The organism is Spirochaetota bacterium, assembly GCA_034190085.1.
Classification (GTDB): domain Bacteria; phylum Spirochaetota; class UBA4802; order UBA4802; family JAFGDQ01; genus JAXHTS01.
Map to the genome: position 1 here is coordinate 104,545 of JAXHTS010000030.1, position 20,022 is coordinate 124,566.

Annotated in this window: 12 protein-coding genes; 10 read left to right on the forward strand and 2 right to left on the reverse strand. The window is 34.7% G+C overall.

The window, feature by feature from the left end:
* Positions 1–22 precede the first annotated feature (22 nt).
* Entirely contained in the window at positions 23–1,870 is a 1,848-nt protein-coding gene (locus SVZ03_05875; protein ID MDY6933738.1) for a hypothetical protein, read from the reverse strand.
* A 411-nt stretch (positions 1,871–2,281) separates the two neighbouring features.
* Between SVZ03_05875 and SVZ03_05880 the strand changes: the two genes are divergently transcribed.
* The 9 genes from SVZ03_05880 to mnmH all read left to right on the forward strand — a co-directional run bounded on the left by SVZ03_05880 (position 2,282) and on the right by mnmH (position 17,668).
* Complete coding sequence (locus SVZ03_05880) at positions 2,282–3,514, forward strand: VWA domain-containing protein (protein MDY6933739.1); 1,233 nt, start codon at positions 2,282–2,284, stop codon at positions 3,512–3,514.
* A 239-nt stretch (positions 3,515–3,753) separates the two neighbouring features.
* Positions 3,754–5,709 carry a cytoplasmic filament protein CfpA gene (gene cfpA, locus SVZ03_05885; GenBank protein MDY6933740.1) on the forward strand — a complete coding sequence of 652 codons (1,956 nt, stop codon included), beginning with the start codon at positions 3,754–3,756 and terminating at the stop codon, positions 5,707–5,709.
* A 217-nt stretch (positions 5,710–5,926) separates the two neighbouring features.
* The gene (locus SVZ03_05890) at positions 5,927–6,826 is read left to right on the forward strand and encodes a hypothetical protein (GenBank protein ID MDY6933741.1); all 900 of its coding nucleotides are present in this window, start codon (positions 5,927–5,929) and stop codon (positions 6,824–6,826) included.
* A gap of 30 nt (positions 6,827–6,856) precedes the next feature.
* Entirely contained in the window at positions 6,857–9,466 is a 2,610-nt protein-coding gene (locus tag SVZ03_05895) for a putative PEP-binding protein (GenBank protein ID MDY6933742.1), read from the forward strand.
* Between the two features lie 303 nt (positions 9,467–9,769).
* Positions 9,770–11,023, forward strand: a complete 1,254-nt coding sequence (locus SVZ03_05900) for an MFS transporter (GenBank protein ID MDY6933743.1) — start codon at positions 9,770–9,772, stop codon at positions 11,021–11,023.
* Positions 11,024–11,053: 30 nt separating this feature from the next.
* Positions 11,054–11,737, forward strand: coding sequence for an NUDIX domain-containing protein (locus tag SVZ03_05905; protein MDY6933744.1), 684 nt, complete (start codon positions 11,054–11,056; stop codon positions 11,735–11,737).
* Positions 11,738–11,896: 159 nt separating this feature from the next.
* Positions 11,897–14,065: a sulfatase-like hydrolase/transferase gene (locus SVZ03_05910; protein ID MDY6933745.1), complete on the forward strand. Its 2,169-nt coding sequence runs from the start codon at positions 11,897–11,899 to the stop codon at positions 14,063–14,065.
* Between the two features lie 89 nt (positions 14,066–14,154).
* Positions 14,155–16,644, forward strand: coding sequence for a sulfatase-like hydrolase/transferase (locus SVZ03_05915; protein ID MDY6933746.1), 2,490 nt, complete (start codon positions 14,155–14,157; stop codon positions 16,642–16,644).
* A 4-nt stretch (positions 16,645–16,648) separates the two neighbouring features.
* Complete coding sequence (gene mnmH / locus SVZ03_05920; protein ID MDY6933747.1) at positions 16,649–17,668, forward strand: tRNA 2-selenouridine(34) synthase MnmH; 1,020 nt, start codon at positions 16,649–16,651, stop codon at positions 17,666–17,668.
* A gap of 65 nt (positions 17,669–17,733) precedes the next feature.
* Here mnmH and SVZ03_05925 read toward each other — a convergent pair whose 3' ends face one another.
* Positions 17,734–18,462, reverse strand: coding sequence for a pentapeptide repeat-containing protein (locus tag SVZ03_05925; protein ID MDY6933748.1), 729 nt, complete (start codon positions 18,460–18,462; stop codon positions 17,734–17,736).
* Between the two features lie 192 nt (positions 18,463–18,654).
* On the opposite strand from SVZ03_05925, the gene SVZ03_05930 reads away from it, so the two are divergent.
* Positions 18,655–19,932 carry an ADP-ribosylglycohydrolase family protein gene (locus SVZ03_05930; protein ID MDY6933749.1) on the forward strand — a complete coding sequence of 426 codons (1,278 nt, stop codon included), beginning with the start codon at positions 18,655–18,657 and terminating at the stop codon, positions 19,930–19,932.
* Positions 19,933–20,022: the final 90 nt, after the last annotated feature.

The window sequence follows — 20,022 nt, forward strand, 5'->3', positions numbered from 1 at the left end:
TCTCCTGGTAAACAGAATTGTATTAATACACTCTTGAAATGGCATGTTCACTCCAGAATTTTGATTCCTGTGGAAAGTGCTTCTTTACATCTGGTAAGAGTAACATTTTCAGGGCTTTTCGATATCTCTTCAATTCGAGCCATGATCTACCTATAAAGAGTTTTGCCTTTGCTGCCTCATATTCGTTATCGGTGTAATTTATTATATTCTGCAATTCTTTAATTGCAACATTATATTTCCCTTTGAAAAAAAAATCTTGCACAATTGAGTCCACTTGCTGTCCAGAAGGCTTGACCTTTTGTTTTAAACCTTTTCTAATAGGTTTCCTTATCTGGTATCTCTCTTTGATGCCATTTTTTTTATCATCTATTGCGATTTCTTCTTTGGGTCTTTCCATCTTTTTCTGAATTACAACCGGATACTCAGTGACATTTACACCCTTGAGTAATCTATAGTCACTATAGCGTTTTAAATCTTCTGGTACTAATGCATAGTAATGGCTTCCTGATGGTGGAGATTCATCAATATAATTTTGATCAAATACATTTATTATATCAAGAGTAAATGAGTCATCAACATCAGCTAATGTCATTATTTCATTATTGTTTCTGACAATCCTATAATTCCTATTACCAGCGCTGCCATTAAATTTCCAATTGATAATCACGCTCTTATCTCTCGTCTCCGATGTGATGAATTGTATTTGAATCGGTTTTCCAATTGATATTGGATCTGTTGTGTAATTTTTACCCTTAATCAATTTAGTGTCTATTGTACCATCTCCCAGTTTGTTGAGAACCGCATAGTAATGATTACCAAATCCGGGATAGTGATCCACATAGCTTGTTGCCCCCACATCGACCCTCTCTAAAAAAGTCGCTAAAGAAAGCCTCTGTGCATCAGATATGGGTTTATAATACTTATATATTAAAAACTGAGAGATGCCTGATGTCTCTCCACTCCAGTTTATCTTTATTGATCCCTTGTCAGTCAATCTCGCTTGTATATTTGATACAGTCTTATGTATGCCAATAGATATATATACTCCAGTGGTTGTGTAGCTCTGATCTGAGATTAATTGAAGGTCTTCATTACCCTCAAAATCCCTTGTCGTAACTGCATAGTAATATGTGCCGCTTTTTTTTAAATTTTTATCAATAAAACCTTCCCTATCATCTGTAATGCTGATGATCTTTTCAGCCCTTCTTAGCTTTTCAGTTGTATCCAATACTGAGTTTCCTCTATATACTGTATATATTATACCACGGGCTTCAATCCCCCTCCATGTTATTAAGACCCATCTCTGGCTTATTCTCCTCGTATGAATTAGAGTAACCTGCATTGGTGGATTTTTTGAAAGTATACGCGGTGTTTCTTTTTCAATTACTACAGGTGTAGTGGTATAATTCATATTAGGGTATAGTGTAATTGTTTTATTGATGATACTCTTTTTAGCAAGAATACAATAATAATATATACCAGGTGGCAGATTCGAATCAATCACACTAGGGGGGGAACCGGATGGAACAACCTTTACTGACATCGAACCAAGGGCCTTGTTCGCAGTATCCGCTTGTTCTGTCGTTCTTCCTACAATAAAGTCATCCTCCGAGTCTTCAGGCATCTTCCATGTTATTCTGATAGCCCCCTTTATATCAGGAATCGACTCAGCATAGATCCCTGTAACTATGCCTTTCGGTAATGATTTTTCTGGTGTATCCTGCTTTTCAGGTTTTATCTCTTCTGTTTTGTCAACCTCTTCTTCATCAAGCAAGAATTCCGGATATATAGTAATATTTATAAATACTATTAAAATTATTAGAGCACAAAAAAAATATGATCGCCCTGTAATATTTTTTAAAAAAATCATAAAAATATCATTCAATCAGTGATATGATTATATAATCAATATAGATATGTTGTTATATAAGGGTTTCAATATGATTTTCGGAAAAAGGAACATAACGCTTTATCTTTTATTTGATTGAATTCATATTACATAATTCAAAGTTTTTGGTCTATTCTATTTTTTATAAAAATTCTATTACTATTTAATATTCAACAATCAAAAGGAATATTCCGAATCTTTTATCGAGTAGATATTAGGTTATTATAGTTAAGATTAAATTATCTGCTGTGGGAATCATTAAAGTTTTTTATAGTAATTTTTGAATTATATTCCTTGACAGAGGTCAAGTTTCAGGTTTATTATACTTTAATTTTAATATTGCCAATAGATTATTCAACTTCAGGAAAACTAATATTATATAAGGAGTTTGTTTTGAAGAAGATAAGAGAATCAAAAGGCGCTAAAATATTAATGGTATTATTAGTATTAGTCTTATTGCATATGAACTTGGGAGTTCTTCATGCTGGTGAAGAGAAGGATCTAATATTGGTTCTGGATACATCCCTGAGTATGATTGGATATGGTGGCAAAAATATATTAGCAATGGTTAAAAAAAGCCTATCTCAATTTATTCATCAACTTGATGATGGAGATAGTATTACTTTTATTACATTTGATACAAGAGTAAGGGTATATCCAACGGTTTTTATTGATAACTCCAATGATAAGGATATCATCAATAAGTATATATCAATAGTAGAGGCGAATGGAAAATGGACATATACAATGGAGATGATAAAAACTGTTTTGCAAAAGGCTCAGGAATTGGAAGAGAAGGAGAAGGATAGGCAGAGATTGATCGTTATTTTAACCGATGCACTTGATGACCCCCCCCCTGAAATGCGCAAAAATAGATTGAACATCAATGATGTTACTGGCGCATATCAAGGAAAGGATTGGTTTATATACTTTGTCAATTTAGGTGATCTAAAAAAGAACAAGAGGATGATTCAAACTCAAGAGGTTTTAAAGAAGAGGGTATCAAAATATACTAAGATAATAGATGCTGAGGAGAATTTACAGAAGAGTATTGAAGAGGATCTGAAAACAGATGTTGAGAGAATGACTATTGAGAAGAGAATGGATGATGAAAAAGATGAGGATGGCGGATTCTCCTTTTTATATCTATTACTATTACTATTATTGATTGCAATAGTAGCTTTATTAATATATTATTTTAGACAGATATATGGTTGGATTAGTGAATTCCTTTCGGATCTTTTTTCTACAATCTTTACTGGACGGTTTATGGGTTTAATAGGAGCATTGTCTGGTTCATTATCTGGAGTGAAGTTAACTGGGAAACTGGAATATTGGGATCATACTATCATACAACCATATATTAACACATTTAATATTACGAAACAGCAGATTAAAGAGCTTACAATAGGTAGAGATTCCAGTTGCACTCTCCGTATTAGCGACATCGAGATTCGTAAACCCTTTACGATAGTTGCTCAAAAAGATAGTGGTACAGTAAAATTAAATGTTCAGGAGAGTGAAGGCAGCCATGTAGATTACATAAATAAGGATCCGGGTGGTTTCTTGGAAAATGGAGATATGTTCAAGGTGGCTAATTACACCTTCAGATATCTCCTTGATTAATAATGATAAAGCGCTATGTTAACAAACAAAGTGCCCAAATATTTTTTAACTTGTGTAATAAAAAATATTAAATTTGAATAAAAAAACTTGACAATTGATTTTATGCTAATTACATTATTATGATTTATTCAATCAGTTTTTTAACCATAAAATTAAGCAATGAGAATTATCAATTACTGATTTCAAGGTAAAGCAGAATATTTGAAAAATAGATTGCTATTTAAAAAGGAGGTTTTTCAATGTCAGTTTTCCAATTTCCCAAAAGCCCTAATAAGATTCATCCTACTGAACCTAGTGCCGTAGGTTCAAGAAATTCGATAGTTCAGGAGGGCCGCGATAAGGTAGCTGAAGCCAAGCTCATGGTAAGCGAGACCGCTGATAAGGTTTTACATGAGATTGAGAATAAGCTACCAGAAGAAGTATTGGCCAAACTTGATGTTATGGGTGGATTGAAAGAGAAGCTATATAATTATGTTAATCAAAGTTATGTGAACATGTTTAACAGATATACTGTTACCATGGAAGATGAAATAATCAAAAAGGTCAGAGATTTTGTCGACAAGGAAGAATCAAAAGGGTTGGCAAGATATACGCCAAGGGAATTGGTTGAACTTATTGATAAAATAGGCGGGGCAGAAAAGTTCAACACAGGCGAGGTTGAAAAATCCTTAGTAAACATGTATGGTCATTTGCATGGGCATATTCAACGGGGATTGAATGAACTCGAAAATGATACTAATTCAATTTTAAGGCAAAAAACCGATGTCGGATCATTCATTAGGGGTCAAAATGCTTATGCCATATTAAAGTGTGTATTTAAGGATAATGTCTATAGGCCTAAGTATGTGTATGATGTAAAGCTATCTGTAAACGTTCTAGATAGTGAGTTAATAAGCCCTCTGCATCATTATCAGGTTACACTTGAATCATTGTTAAAGAATTCTATACAGAAACACATTCATGAATTGATTGAAAAACAGATAGATCAACTTAAGGAAGAGCTTGTAGATCAGGGCAAAAGTGAGTTAAGCGGATCAGAGATAATGTTTGAGAAGATTAAGAAAGTTGAGAATTTTACTGATGACGACAAGGAAGATGAGCAATCAAAGAGGTATACCATTCTTGCTAAGAAATTTTTGGATAAAATAGAGGGTTTGAGAGCTGAGATTGAGTTGGAGGAATATGATTCATTAAACATAAGAGAGAATATCAAATATATAATTGATGAGGAGAATATAAGAAATAGAGGATACAATACATCAGTTAATGCTCTAACCTCTATACTCGATACAAGTAAATTAGGATATCAGGTATGTGATAATCTTAAAAATGCAAGGGTTTGTCACATTAGAGAATATGAGGAGATTGAAGCTTCCATTCTTCCTGATGAGAGATACAGCATAAGATTGGCATATTATGACCAAAATCAGTTGAGGGAAGAGAAGAAGGAGTATGATAAGCAGATGGATGCTTTTGCAAATGAAGTACTGAAAGCATGGGATGTGGTTCATGCCCTTTATGAGTCAAAGAAGAGGTTTAGGGCTCTCAGGGATTTTGATGATCTTACTAATAGATTGATGAGTAAGGAATGGAGAAGAAGGAAAAAGGAAGAGGAATCTGATCCTGAAGGCGTACTCTGGAATGAAATCGGCGAGATGTATCCAGAGAACACCTTCGTTGAAAAAAATAATAGAACCTATGAATATCGGATATTACATTTAAGAAGGAAAATGAAATATTTGACTGATATGGTAAAGGAGATGTATGGATTCCAAAATCCAATTGAACGTGTGATATTGGATGAGAGAATAAAATTTCTTGAAGATAGGTTTCACGAGTTTACCTATAAGGTTAATCCGCATCATATTCAACCAGGTGTAATCATTGATATAGATGTAACGACAACTAAGAGAAAACAGTATCTATTAAAGGGGATGGCTAATGTTTTAAATGAGTTTCTTTTTGAGATATCGAAGGGATTTGCTGATGCTGCCTTTGCTGCTTTTAAGAGAAGAAGATCCACAATGAGATCAGATTTTGATCAATCATTTGGTGAAGAAGAGATAAAAGAGGACCTTTTTGAAGCAGCCTATAAGGAGGCTGATCAAGGCACATCGGATGTCAAGGGATCTATTGCATTATCCCCTCCCAAAAGAAGATCAAGGAGCAAGACCTCAGGACTAAAAGAATTATAATAGCAAAAATATTATTAGTTGTTAAAAAGGATGCTGTAAAGAGCATCCTTTTTTATTATGCTAATTAAGTTATATATTAATAATTAAATTATAATTGAAAATACCGATAATTTATGTAAAGATAGAGACCTCACATCGTTCATTTATGAAATCCAAAACTGCTAATTCATTTTAATAAGACATGATTGAATGAAAAACCAGAATGGAGAATTATATCATGGATACAACGTTTTATTCACTCGCAACCAAGAGACATTTTAACAAGAGTTTGAATCATTTTTTTAAAGTAAATGAAATTGTTGAAGAACTGGAATTAAAGGGAAATCTTGCTGATATTGTAGATGAACAATTGAATAATAACGAGTTATTAGACGATCAAATATTACCAATTATTGGAGCGGTTGTTAAGGATAAATTTGGTTACTCTTTTCATTCCTTTATCATACCAACTACCATAACCGATTTCAATAAGATCCAGGAAGAAACCTCCAAATGGACAACAATTGATATTATAATGGTATATTACGATCCCAATGGAAAGATAGCATTATTAAATCCAAAGAATCTTGAACATTGGGAGAGGGTAAGAGAATTGACCAGGGATCAGTTGATCATTATTTATACAAAATATTTAAAGTCAGATGATGAACAGAAGATTGAGTTCGAGGCAATTTCAGCTATTGAAGAGATGATAGCTGGACGAGATGTTTTTATTAATCAGAAGTTTATAGATCATACAGTTATAACCAAAAAGAAATTGAAAAAAGATCCCACAATTGCCGGACAGAAACGTTCAACACCGAAGTATTCAGTTTTGGTTACAAATGAATTATTTCATAATGGGAATGTTGAGGCCTGGAAAAAAATAATTGAAAGCTTTACTGTTTCGCATCCTGATCTAGAGGTTGCAATTTTTTATGAGGGCGAAGTAATAAATAATATAAATACACTTTTTAAGTGGGGAAAGGTAAAGAATGGGTGCTTGATCTTTTTCCAGGTGATTGGTGAAGAGATAAGGGATGTCTCTAAACTGCAGAAGTACCTATTTGAGGGAGCAAGCCCAAGATTTGAGCAATTCTTAAAGCTTGGTGTAGGAAAGATTCTCAAGCTTTTTTAGGAACTAAACAATTGGAGGTTGAATAATTAAATGGAAAATATTATTTTTTTTAATAAAGACTTAAAGAGGATTGATGAAAAAATAAAGAAAAAATGTGGGATCAGGGGCAGAAGGGCTATCGATTTAGCTATGATGGGTCTGCAGATAGCTCCAGGTTTTATTATTGATTCAGAATTGACTAAAAAGTTACCCCGTGTAAATGTGAAGCAGATCATTAAGTCATTTATTACGCATTTAGAGAAGGATACTAGCAAGAGATATGGAGATTCCAACAAACCCTTGCTATTAAAGGTTGTTTTGAGTTCAGATCTTAATGTTCCAAATTTTCCATCTGTACATAATATTGGCTTAAATGATGAGACCGTCATTGGATTTGGTAAATTTACGAGTGAAGATTTTGCTTATGGAGAATATAGATTTTTATTGAATAATATGGGCAGGAAGATATATGAACTGGATGAAGAGGTTTTTAACCAGATAGATAATAAGCTTTCAACACACCCCAAGGCAGCTGAGTTAAAGCAGGCTGTGGATAGCTATAAAAAGTATTTAGGTGATGTGTTTAATCAGGATGTTTATGATCAGCTTGGACTTATATTAAAGGGCGCTGCTTCGAAGTATTGTGATTCTGAGCTAGATGTTGACAACTCCCTATCCATAATGATCCAGGCAATGGTATATGGGAATTTTGGAGAAAGCTCTTATGCAGGGAATTATTATACTCGAAATATAGTCACTGGTGATTCAAAAATTCAGGGGCATTTTATTAATAATGAATTCGATATTGATAGAGGGAAGCCAAAACCTGTTGATAAAATTGAAAAGAAATACTTTAATATGTTTTCTGAAATATCAAAAAAGGTTGAGGAGAATTTTAAAGAGATTCGGGAGATAAAATTTACTATTGAGGAGGGTAATTTTTGGATTGTTGAACAGTATGAAGTTGATGAAAAATCAACACAATCTCATATTAAAACCCTCTTAGACCTTTGTAAAAGGAAAGTGATAGATGAGGACTATCTTATTAACCATATAAAACCTGAACAGCTTAATGAATTGTTGCATCCTGTGATCGATCCCAGTACTGTCAAGACTATAAAAACTATAAAAGGTGGGATTGCCGGCTCTACTGGCGCTGCTATTGGGAGGGTCTACTTCTCAACACAGAGGCTCTTGAAAGAATATAAAAGGGAAATTATGCGTGGTGGTGATACAAATACGATTCTTGTAATGCCGGCGACCTATGCAGAGGAGGTTAAGGCCATTGAGGTTGCCCAAGGTGTAATAACCACAGAGGGCGGCTTCTCTTCTCATGCCCCAGTTGTTGCGCGCAGTCTTGGGAAGGTGGCAATGGTTCAGCCGGATATGAAGATCAATAAGGATTCCTTAACTCTTGGAGAAAAGACTATTCGCGAGGGTGAGTATGTTTCAATCAATGTTCCTTATTACGAAGACCCAACTATCTATCTTGGTAGAGTTGGATTAATAGAACCTAATTTTAAGAATAACGGTCTACTCGATTTTCTGGAAATAGTAGAAAAATATATCAACAGATTTGATGTCAGAGCTAATGTCGATCAGGGAAGGGAGGCTCTAGTTGCAAAGGATTTCAAGGCAAAGGGTGTTGGACTTTGTAGGACTGAGCATATGTTCTTTAATGAAAAAAGAATTATGACCTTTAGAGAGATGATTTTGGCAAAGGATGAAGCTGAGAGGAGGAAGGTTTTAGATTCATTAAAGCCCATGCAGAGGTCGGATTTTTATGATTTGTTCAAAATTATGGAGGGTAGTCCTGTGACAATAAGGTTGTTGGATGCCCCCCTTCACGAGTTTTTGCCAAGAACTGAAGATAGCATGAATAATTTTATCAAATACCTACAATCAAAGAAAAAGGGAACCAAGCCTAATGAGATAAGGAGTAGATGCGAAGAACTCGATGAGATGAATCCCATGTTGGGTCATCGGGGATGCAGGGTAGCAATAACCTATCCAGAGATATATGAAATGCAGTGTAGAGCAATTTTTGAGGCTGCATGTATGCTAACAAAAGAGGGTATAGTAGTCAAACCTGAAATTATGATACCAATTGTTATGAGTGAACAGGAGATCAAGTTTTTGAAAAATGGCAAACGGATTGAGGGAAAGATTGTTAAGGGTATCAGGGATATCAAAGAAGAAGTTATTAAGGATTATGGAATTGATGATCTTGAATATAGTGTTGGTACCATGATTGAACTACCGGCAGCTGCTTTACGAGCAGGTAATATTGCTCAGTATGCTGATTTTTTTAGTTTTGGTACAAATGATTTAACTCAGACATCCTATGGTTTATCAAGGGACGATAGCACTTCATTCTTCCCAAGTTATTCACTGTATGACCTAATGAAGGATAATCCCTTTAAGATACTTGGTGAGGAGGTTAAGGAACTGATTGAGATTGCATCCCTTAGGGGAAGGCTAACAAGACCAGACATTAAAATTGGTTTATGTGGAGAACATGGCGCTGATCCCAATAATATTGAGTTTTGTATAACTACTGGACTAGATTATGTATCCTGTTCACCCTATTCTATACCACTAGCTAAATTATCAATTGCACAAAATAATCTAAAGATGAAACAACTTGATATGGAGCAATAAAAAACATACATAATATAGATTAAATTGCACTAGCATATATATTAATCCTACACCTCAATTGACTTTTACTGTATGTAAGTTATTATTTAGCAACTTAGATAGAACACTATTATTCAACCCTTGAAATGTTAACATGGACTTTTCCCATAACATTGCTTTCAGGAATGTGTCCTCTATACTACCAATTCGCTGAATATATCAGAACATCCTAGAAGATCGAACATATTACAATTTGACTTGACACTGGTTAGGGTAAAAACTATAGAATAGTTGAACATTCCGACCAGAGGATTTTCAAAAATTATGCTCTTCCGCTTTAGTCTTTACGGTTTTCTTAAAAATCAAAAATATTTCGAGCCTGTATTCTATCTGATATTGCTTCAAGAAAAGGGCTTGACCTTCACTATGCTTGGAATATTGATTGGTTTTGGCGGAATATGTGTCAATCTCTTTGAGATTCCAAGCGGAGCGTTAGCCGATATCTGGGGTCGACGAAAATGTATGATCTTTAGTTTTATTAGCTATATCTCGAGTTTTATTCTATACTATATATCACAACAGATATGGTTGCTCTTTTTTGCTATGATACTCTTTAGTATAGGAGAGGCCTTTAGAACAGGGACACATAAGGCTATGATCTTTGACTGGCTCAGGATGCATGAGCGGCTTGATGAAAAGACCATGATTTATGGCTATACTCGATCTTGGTCTAAAATTGGATCTTCCCTCAGCGCGTTAATAGGCGTAGCCTTTATGTTGAGTTGGAGATCACTTAACCCCAAGGCAGAGTATAGTCATGTGTTTCTGCTATGTATTGTGCCATATTCAATTGCGATAATTAATCTATTGGGTTACCCAAAGGAGTTGGATGGAGAGAGGAAGAGGGCCTCTCTAAAGATTGTATTGCATCATCTATTCAACACGATAAAGGATGCCATTAAAATATCTCAACTTCGCCGTCTTTTTATCGAATCCATGAGCTTTGAAGGCACATTCAAGGCAGTAAAGGACTATGTTCAACCAATTACATATCTTATGGTGATGAGTCTGCCAGTCATTATAATCTTTACAGAAATGGAACAGCTAACAACACTTGTGATCTATGGTATTTATTTTATAATGGATTCAATTGCTAGCATAGCCTCCAGGTATTCTTATCGGTTTAGCTTTATAGTTGGTGGAGAAGAGCGAGGATGTCGATTTATCTGGTGGATGACCTTGATGCTCTTCATTATTATGGCACCTTTATTATACTATAAGATATATTTAGGGGTCATTTCAGCCTTTATCGTATTCCACTTTCTCCAGAATGTATGGCGCCCAATGTTAATTAGCAGATTTGACACATATTCACGTCCTGAGAGCGGGGCGACAATACTATCAATCGAATCACAGGCTAAGTCATTTTATATATTAATTGCTGCTCCCCTTCTCGGTTTTGTTATTGATTATACAAACAGCGGTGGTTTTGAGAAAAATTTCTGGCCTATTGCAGCAATGGGCATTGTTATTTCCCTTCTTATGATAACAACCAGTTTGAAAATGCAGCGCACTTAATTTTAATCTTAATAAGGATAGAATATCGAATTGACAGAGCCTTTACAAAAAATTGATGAGATGATAGAAGAGTGGGATTGGATAAAAGCCATCCCTATAGGTAAGGCCATTTATAGAGATAAGGCGCACAAAGAGGGCATTCCTCATGAAGGTGTGCATCTTTGGGTAATAAGATCTGAAATGGATAAAATAGAACTCCTATTTCAACATAGATCAAGACTCAAGAAGACCTACCCAAATTGTCTTGATATAACTGTTGGCGGACATGTCCCCTTTGGAGTAAATGAAAATAAGATACAGAAGGAAAGCTATGAAGAGATCGGTATCTTTCCAGCGGCTGAGGATTTTATTGATCTAGGCTACTACCGCTATGAGGAGAAGGATGAGGTGATGTTTCATCGAGAATTCCAGCGTGTACATCTACTTGTGGAAAACAGACCATTGGATCAGTTCAGTTTTAATGATGGTGAGGTAGATGAAATCTATACGATTCCACTTAATAAACTTGAGGAACTTCTTATCAAGGACATAACCTTCTATGCTAATGGATATGATGGCAGTAAGATAATAACAAAAAAAATCTCCAGGAGGGATTTTCATCCACTTTTGTTCTCACCTACGATGAAAGAGTATATGAGTGTGGTGATTGAGGGAGCAAAGGAGCTAGTCCAGAAAGGAGTTGTGACAGTTAAAATGCCCTCTCTAGTGTTATAATATCAATCGTAATTCAAATGAGAAATGATAAAGCCTTCATTAAAACGATTTAAAGCAATCCTAACTCATCGAAATTTCGACAGATTACATGGGAGTAATATTTAATTGAAATTAATTAACAGATCCATATTATCCCATGGAGGAAATATTTTATCCTTTATGAAGAGGAATAGGGACTATTATATATCTGGTATAATTGTATTTTTGGGGCTCTTTTTGGCAAGCCTCATGATGAACCATGAGTTTTCCTACATGGGGAACCAGAGCGATAGCATAAGCAAAATAATAATAAACAACTTCTGGCATATAGTTTTATTCCAATTAGTTAAGCTATTATTAATATATCTTATAATAGGAATTACTCTAAACGTAATATTTTATGGCGCCTTGATCCAATTTCAAATGATGTTCAATATTATTCGAAAACCCTTAACAAATAATATAATGAATATGTCAATGCTGCTCTTCTTCGCTCTGCTGTTATTCTCTAAAAAGCTTATAGAAAATCCTCAGTTGTATGTTGAGAACTGGTCTCAACGCTCAGAGTTATTCAGGAAATATCAAATATTCTTAACTGACTCAATTTCACCAAATATATTCTATTTACTTATACTTTTTATCTTTGCTATTGCTCTATTTTTTTTTCTACTATCCCTAGATTGGAATGATTATTTCAAGAATTTGTTTAATTGGGTTAAACATAATAGGGGTATTCAAACAGTAATTATTACTCTAGGGATTGGAATATCATTCATTATTATTTATTCAGGAAATGTAAAATTATACAATAATAATACTGAGAGACCAAATATTCTGATAATCTCAGCTGATGCCCTGCGTCCTGATCATCTTAGCTGTAATGGTTATCATAGAAAGACAACGCCACATATTGACAGATTGTCAAGGCAGTCCCTTCAGATTAGAGGTGTAATAACAACTGTTCCAAGAACCTTTCCATCCTGGGTGAGTATCCTTACTTCTACATATCCTCTAACTCACGAAATAAAGCATATGCTTCCAAGGTCCAGAGAGAGAAATGCTGAATTCAACACTGTTTGTAATGATCTTAACAAATTAGGATACAAAACTGCTGTAATTTCTGATTTTGCAGGTGATATCTTTCCGAGAATAGACCTGGGTTTTGACAAGGTGATAGCGCCTGATTTGAATTTTTCAACATTGATAAAGCAGATCCTATTAGAAAGACAGACCTTTCTCTTGCCCTTTGTAACCAATAGAATTGGAATGCTTTTATTTCCTGAGATGCGTGGTATTGCTCGATTCTCAGTACCCTATATTTTAACAGAAGAGACCAAGAGAGAGATTAAGGCTTCACAAGGAAATCCATTCTTCATTGTAACGTTTTACTCAATAACTCACTTTCCCTTTGCGGCGCCCTACCCTTTTTATAAAAAATATTCTAATCCAGATTATAATGGCCCCTATAAATACTATAAGGAAAGAATTATTAAACTCAGCGAGGATAATAAAGCCTCTCATCAGAATGTCATAGGGGAAGACAGCGAACAGGTCACAGCGTTATACGATGGATGCTTCAACCTTTTTGACAGGGAAGTGGGTAAAATTGTTGATTTCCTCTCTGATAAAAAAATGTTAGATAACACAATAATTGTGATTACTTCTGATCATGGGGAGAATCTGTATGAAAAGGATTTAGGGATGGGGCATGGAGAACATCTACGAAGCAATCTATCATTGGAGGTCCCATTAATTATTTTTTCCAATAATAATAAAATTCAAAAGGGAGAGAGGCTTAACAGGCTATCCAGCACAATTGATATCATACCAACAATATTTGATATTGCTTGTTTAAACGAACCGGACTATTTTGAGGGTGTATCTATCCTGAAGAAAAGGAATATTATTGGTTATAATGAAATCACAAACATTGATGCCTACTCTGAGACAGGGGTATGGTTTGATAATAATAAAAATTCAGATCTCTTCTTTCATCACCTTAGAATAGACTATCCTGATATCTCAGTAATATCAGAGATAGATCTTTTGCATAGGAATGAAATTGTTCTTCAGCAGGGATATCAAAATATTGTCAATGCATCGAAGCATAGAACTATATATTCAGGTAGATATAAACTGATCTATGTTCCTCTATCTGAGGGTCCCAGATTTGAACTATATGATTATATTGAGGACCCCTACAATAGAATCGATCTTTCGAAAACGAAGAAGGATCAGCTTGAGATCATGAAAAAAAAATTTTATCAATTCGTGGATGAAAAGAGTTCAGGTAATTATCTCGTAAAGGAGGAATTCCTTTTGCCCATCTTCACGGATCCAATATTTTAATACTTATATTAAATAGAATTTATTCCCAAATAGTATTGAAGATCCCTTTACTTAGCTTTTTTGATAAACATTCGGTTGATTACTAAACTATGGCTTTAAAACTGGATATACGATTAGGTAGGATTCTATTATTTATCATTCTTATATTGATAATCCTACTCGCCCTCTTTTATGTATGGTGGGCATACATATTCTTTCCCAATGATTATGAACGTACGAGAGAGGAAGCCCTTCAACCTGGCCCGAAATCTGCTTCACAGGTGATTGACATTTCACTCATTGACAGAATTGATGAGGCAAAAATGGAAGGAGATTTCTCTGAAAAGAGAATCAATAAGATAGTTACAGATCTGCATGAAAATAATTTTTTTCTAAAGGATGATCCATATATTAATAAAAGAAGAAGAAAATATATCTTTCGATTTGGATCAGGTTTTCCTGGGATATGGATGGATGAGCGGTCATCCTTAATCATACCCAGTCATAGTAAAATTTCTTTTCAAGCACAGATGAAGGATTCTCCACATCTGAATTTTTCAGCCCTATCCCCTCTTTCCAACGGCAAGCTTAGGGTTGAATTATTTTATGATAATGGAGAATCAATTCGCCATGAGTTTGATATGGAAGTCTATGAGCAAAGGTACTCGATTAGGGATATTGGTATTAAATTCTGCAATAGAAAATTTGATAATGCCACTAATGACGTGGGTTGGGTAGATCTTTCAATAAACCTTTCAAAAACAGCATATAAGAATGTAAATATCAGTTTTTCCTATCAATCAAAGGATAAGGATGGTGTTCTCTTTCTAGCAAATCCAAGGATATTTAGTCCTTCAGTGCACAGACGCTATAATGTGATATACCTCGTTTTTGATGGCGTATCTACCAGGCACTGGAGCTTCTATAATAATAGATCAGACTTGACCCCCTTCATGAAAGAGGTGGCTGACAGAGAATTTATAGTATTTGATAACATGTTTGCATTAGGCAACAAGACCAGAATATCAACATCAGGACTCTTTTGCTCGGTTTTGCCCTTTATTACAAGACATGGCATCAATAGAAATTTTATCCCTGAGAGGGAGAAGGAGAGCTTTTATAAGTTAGTCCGAAGGGGTAAACTTGCAACACTTCCTGACATCTACAGGCAAAGAGGATACATTACTCATCAGTATGGGAACAGTGGTTTTACTGTTCACCTGATAACCACTGGAGTTGATTATGGGTTTGATCGATCCTATGAGTTTTCCTATAATCCATATGACTCATACGGGGTTTCACATGCCCTTTTCAAATTTTTAAGGGAAAATAGAGAAAAAGAATTTTTTCTCTACCTTCACTATAATTCACCGCATAAACCATTTTTTGCTCCGATAAAATACTATCTAAAAGGAATAGTAAATGCGCCTAAAGAGTGCCTTTGGAGGCCCCTTTTCATGGGCTGCATAAATTATACTGATGATGTCTTTAAAAATATTTACTCAGCGCTAAAATCCAATGACCTTCTGAACAATACAATATTAGTTGTTGCCACAGACCATGGAGCCGGATATGATGCTATAAAATATGACAAGGGTTTTCAATATAATGACTATACTCGAATGAGTTTTATGATACGTCTACCTGATAACTTGAGAAAGAAACTTGGCATCACCAAGAGAAGAATAGATACTTTTTTATCAGCCATTAATACAGGGCCCACACTATTGGACCTATGTGGGATGGGAAAAGCATCCGCGTTTATGGGAAGAAGTTATTCAGAGCTTTTACATGGAGAATATAACAAAAGATTTTTTGATAAAGAAATTTGGTGCTTTGGTAGAAAGACTGTCTCTTTGATTAGTGACAATATGTATAAATACATACTATCCGCTGCAGATGCAAAGAGGAATATTGATTGGGAATATACCTTTTTCGGATATGGAAGGGAGATGCCTTTTGAAGAAATATACAATCTGAAATATGATCCCCTTGAAAGTCATAACCTTATTCATTCAGAAAGATCTATCTTAAGGGATTTTAGAAATAGATACGTAAAGAAAGATCTCCATCATCCTGAAAGAAGAGTGCTCACATTTATGCCATCTGATGAAAAGAGCAGATCTATTGAGGTAGTGATTAAGAGTCCTTCAAGAGTGGTAAAAGCAGGGTTATATTCGACCAACCTCAAAAAAGAGGACATCCCAAAAGAGATTTATGGGCGAAATAGTTACAGTTTTTATTTTGCTGTAAAAGGAAAACCAGTACATTTTATATTTGAAAATGAAGACGATAGATCACCCCTCTCAATATTCATTAAAGCTAATGGTGAATATATCCAAGGGGATAGTATATTTGCTACATATTTGAATCTCAACATCTTTCAAAATCCGATTATTCTAAAGAAAAGCACTGATTTTCTCATACTGAATGATACAAGGCTTCCTGGGGATAGTGTAATTGAGGATGAGAGTAGAGATCTAATGGTAAAGATATCCATAATTGACCTCCATAGATGGATCGATATTGGAAGATATGAGAACTATGGGATATCTGCTGGAATGAAGGAAACACTTAGATCATGGGGATATATACAATAGAAAGATGAAGGAGATAACATACGAAGAAGCCTATACATTAAAAAAACCCTTCTTTATTGATGTTCGATCTCAATATGAATATTCTATTGATCATATACCTGGCGCTGTTAATGTTCCTCTTTTTAATAATGAAGAGAGAAGGGAGATTGGACGGATATATCATCTCTTAGGAAAAGGTGATGCAATAATTAGAGGAAGTGAGATTGCTGGCAGTAAAATCGGAGATATTGTAGCAAATTTACATAAAGTTAGGGACAGCGATTTTGTAATATATTGTTTTCGTGGAGGTCTTAGATCAACATCCCTTGTTTCGCTTTTCACATCACTCGATTTCAATATATATAAGCTTAAGGATGGTTATAAGGGATATAGAAAATATGTTTTATTGAGGCTAAATTCATTAAGCATCAAACCCAAAGTATTTGTAATTCAAGGACTAACAGGAACAGGAAAGACTGCTGTACTGAGGAGGTTGAAGAACTCAATCGATCTTGAGGGGATGGCAGGGCATAGAAGCTCTGTTTTTGGAGGGATTGGCCTACAGCAGAAGACACAGAAGATGTTTGAAAGTCTTCTGCTGAACAGAATAGATTCTCTTAATGAGGAAGAGTATATTGTATTTGAGGGAGAATCAAGAAAGATAGGGAATTTGCACATTCCCTTGAAAATACTCAATCACTTATATAATTCTCCCACAATACTTTTGAAGGCTAGCATAGAAAGAAGGGTAGAGATTTTATTAAAGGAATATACAGTAAATTTGAATTCTGATGAGGTGGTCTCAATAGTTAAATCATTATCCAACCGCATAGGAGTTAAGAATGTCAACCTCTTGGTAGAGCTTTTTATGAATGGGAAGTTATTTGAGTTTACGAGATTGCTTCTTGATAAATACTACGATCCTCTATACAAGCATACCCTGAAAAAGATGGATTTTATTGCTGAAATTGTGAATATAAACTGTAACAAAACGACAACCGAGATTGAGAGGATTATTGAGGAGCATATCCACAGTGCAGCGTAGCACATATATCAGTTTGTTTTACATTACCTTAGAAAGGAGTATAATGATATACAATAAGCTATTTGTCAATCAACCCATAGAATTGAGCTGAAATCCTTTATTTTCTGTGATTTTATAATTTTTTTCCATTTCTTCCTAATCAGTGATCCACGAAGACTTGCACCTTTAAAATTTACTGAGCTGAGGTCCGAAAAAGTGAAATCCACTTGAATAAGCAATGAGCTGCCAAAGTTTGCCTCATTGAGTTGTGCCCTCCTGAGATCTGCTTTTGTAAGATTTGCGTTAAACAAATTCGTTAATGTAAGGTCTGCATCCCTAAAATTTGCGCCCCTCAAATCAGCCCCTAGCATGTTTGCACCTGATAATTTTGCTTTATTGAGGTTAGCATTTAATAATTTTATTCCACTTAGATCAGCATTACGCAGATTTGCTCCGGTAAGATTTGCTTCAGTCAGATTCGCATTAGAGAGATTTGCATTGGTGAGGTTGGCGTTACTGAGATTTGCGCCAAAGAGATTCGCATTTGAAAGATTAGCATCAGTAAGGTCTGCATTCCTGAGATCCGCATTGCTTAGATTTGCTCCACTTAAATTTGCTCGTCTAAGGTCCCTACCCTTAAAATCCGAATTGCTGAGATCTCTTTTGCTTAGATCAATCCCAATAAGATTCTGATCCTCTTGCTGGAGTTGGACATTATCAGCATCCTTTGACAATGAACTACAATTTACACTAAGTCCGATAAAGAGTATAAAGCATAGATCCATAATTTTGGAAATAAATTTTATTCTTGTCATTTTATGCAAACCTGTTGAAATTAAAATATTGACTAATTCACTAATTGTCAAGATAAAATATAACCTCATTGACCTTTGGTTGATTATAAAGAATAAACCTAATACTCCTAGAAACAAGTGATTTATTATTTAATAATAACATGTAAAACTATTTGAGATTAGTTTAATAGTATATATTAACGATAAGTTTATATGAAGGATAAGATAAAAGGAATTCTAATTGGGAATATTCTTGGCGATTCCCTCGGAACGTCATTAAATGGATTAAGCAGAGGACATATTAAATCTATATATAAAGAAATCGTCGCATATCCGGATCCAATTCCCGCGTTAAAGGGTAAAATAAATAAATGGCGCAAACCAGGACTATACTCTTCTCTCACCCAGATGATGATAATATTTTCATCTATATTAAATATCAGCCCTAAGAGGAAAATATCAATATTTCTGAAGTATATTAAGAATTGTCCACAAATTGGGGGATGCGAATATGGCATATTTCGGCATCCAGGACATATGGAACGTAACCTAATTAAAAGAATCTATTCTACGGATAAGCGCGAAGAAATATCTGAATTCACTTCTCCATGCGCAAGGCTTATTCCAGTAATTATACCAGGGCTTTTAGACAATTCAATCCCACAGATACAATTTATATCTAACATAATAACCTTCTCTCAGGTATTTAACCGAAATATTGCAACAACTGCCGCCACTTTAGCCTTTGCAACAATCCTTAGGCGACTATTATATGATAAATATGTTTCCAAGCTGATTCCCATTGCGATAGAGGAAATCAATATCCTGCAAGGAGTAATAATGGACAATTCTCTCCTCATAGATGAACAAATAATTGATGTTCATTCCCTAAAAGACTCATTAGCTTCCTTTAATAAAATATTTAATGAGATTGAAGCAATAGAAGTCAAGGAATGTGCTGAAGAGATCATCTGTAAGCATGTTAATAGATCACTGAAGACACCGATAAAAAGGGCAACAGTAAATAATCCCCTTAGTATTGTTCCATATGCTATCTATCTTGCTGGAATACAGCTAGAAGACCCATCTACCGCCCTTTTTTCATCTCTTCATGAAGGTGGATCTACCTCTGTTTTATGCTCTCTCACTGGAATAATAATGGGAACGATCTTGGGCACATCATGGCTTCCAAATAATTTAGTTCAGGGACTGGTAAATAGAAAGCAAATTCTTTATATTGTTGAATCCATTGCATCCAGAAATGTCACAGATTCAATGATCCTTGACTTTGTTCAATCTGAGGTTTCACTAACTACAAAAGAGATTGAGGAATTGAATGCAAAAATGAAACATTGGAAACCAAATGTCAAAACTCATAAAACAAAAAAAGATCAGGAAAAAGAACTTACACAACATGTTGTTGAGAGTTGGACAAAACTCGACAAATCGAAATGGAAAAGAGAAAAAAGAAGAAATATAAGTAAAACTTAATATATCTCCTACATAGATGGAGTCATACTCCTTCAATTATATTTTCACTAATACATTTAAAGTTTGCTTATATATATTTGGCAGCTTAAA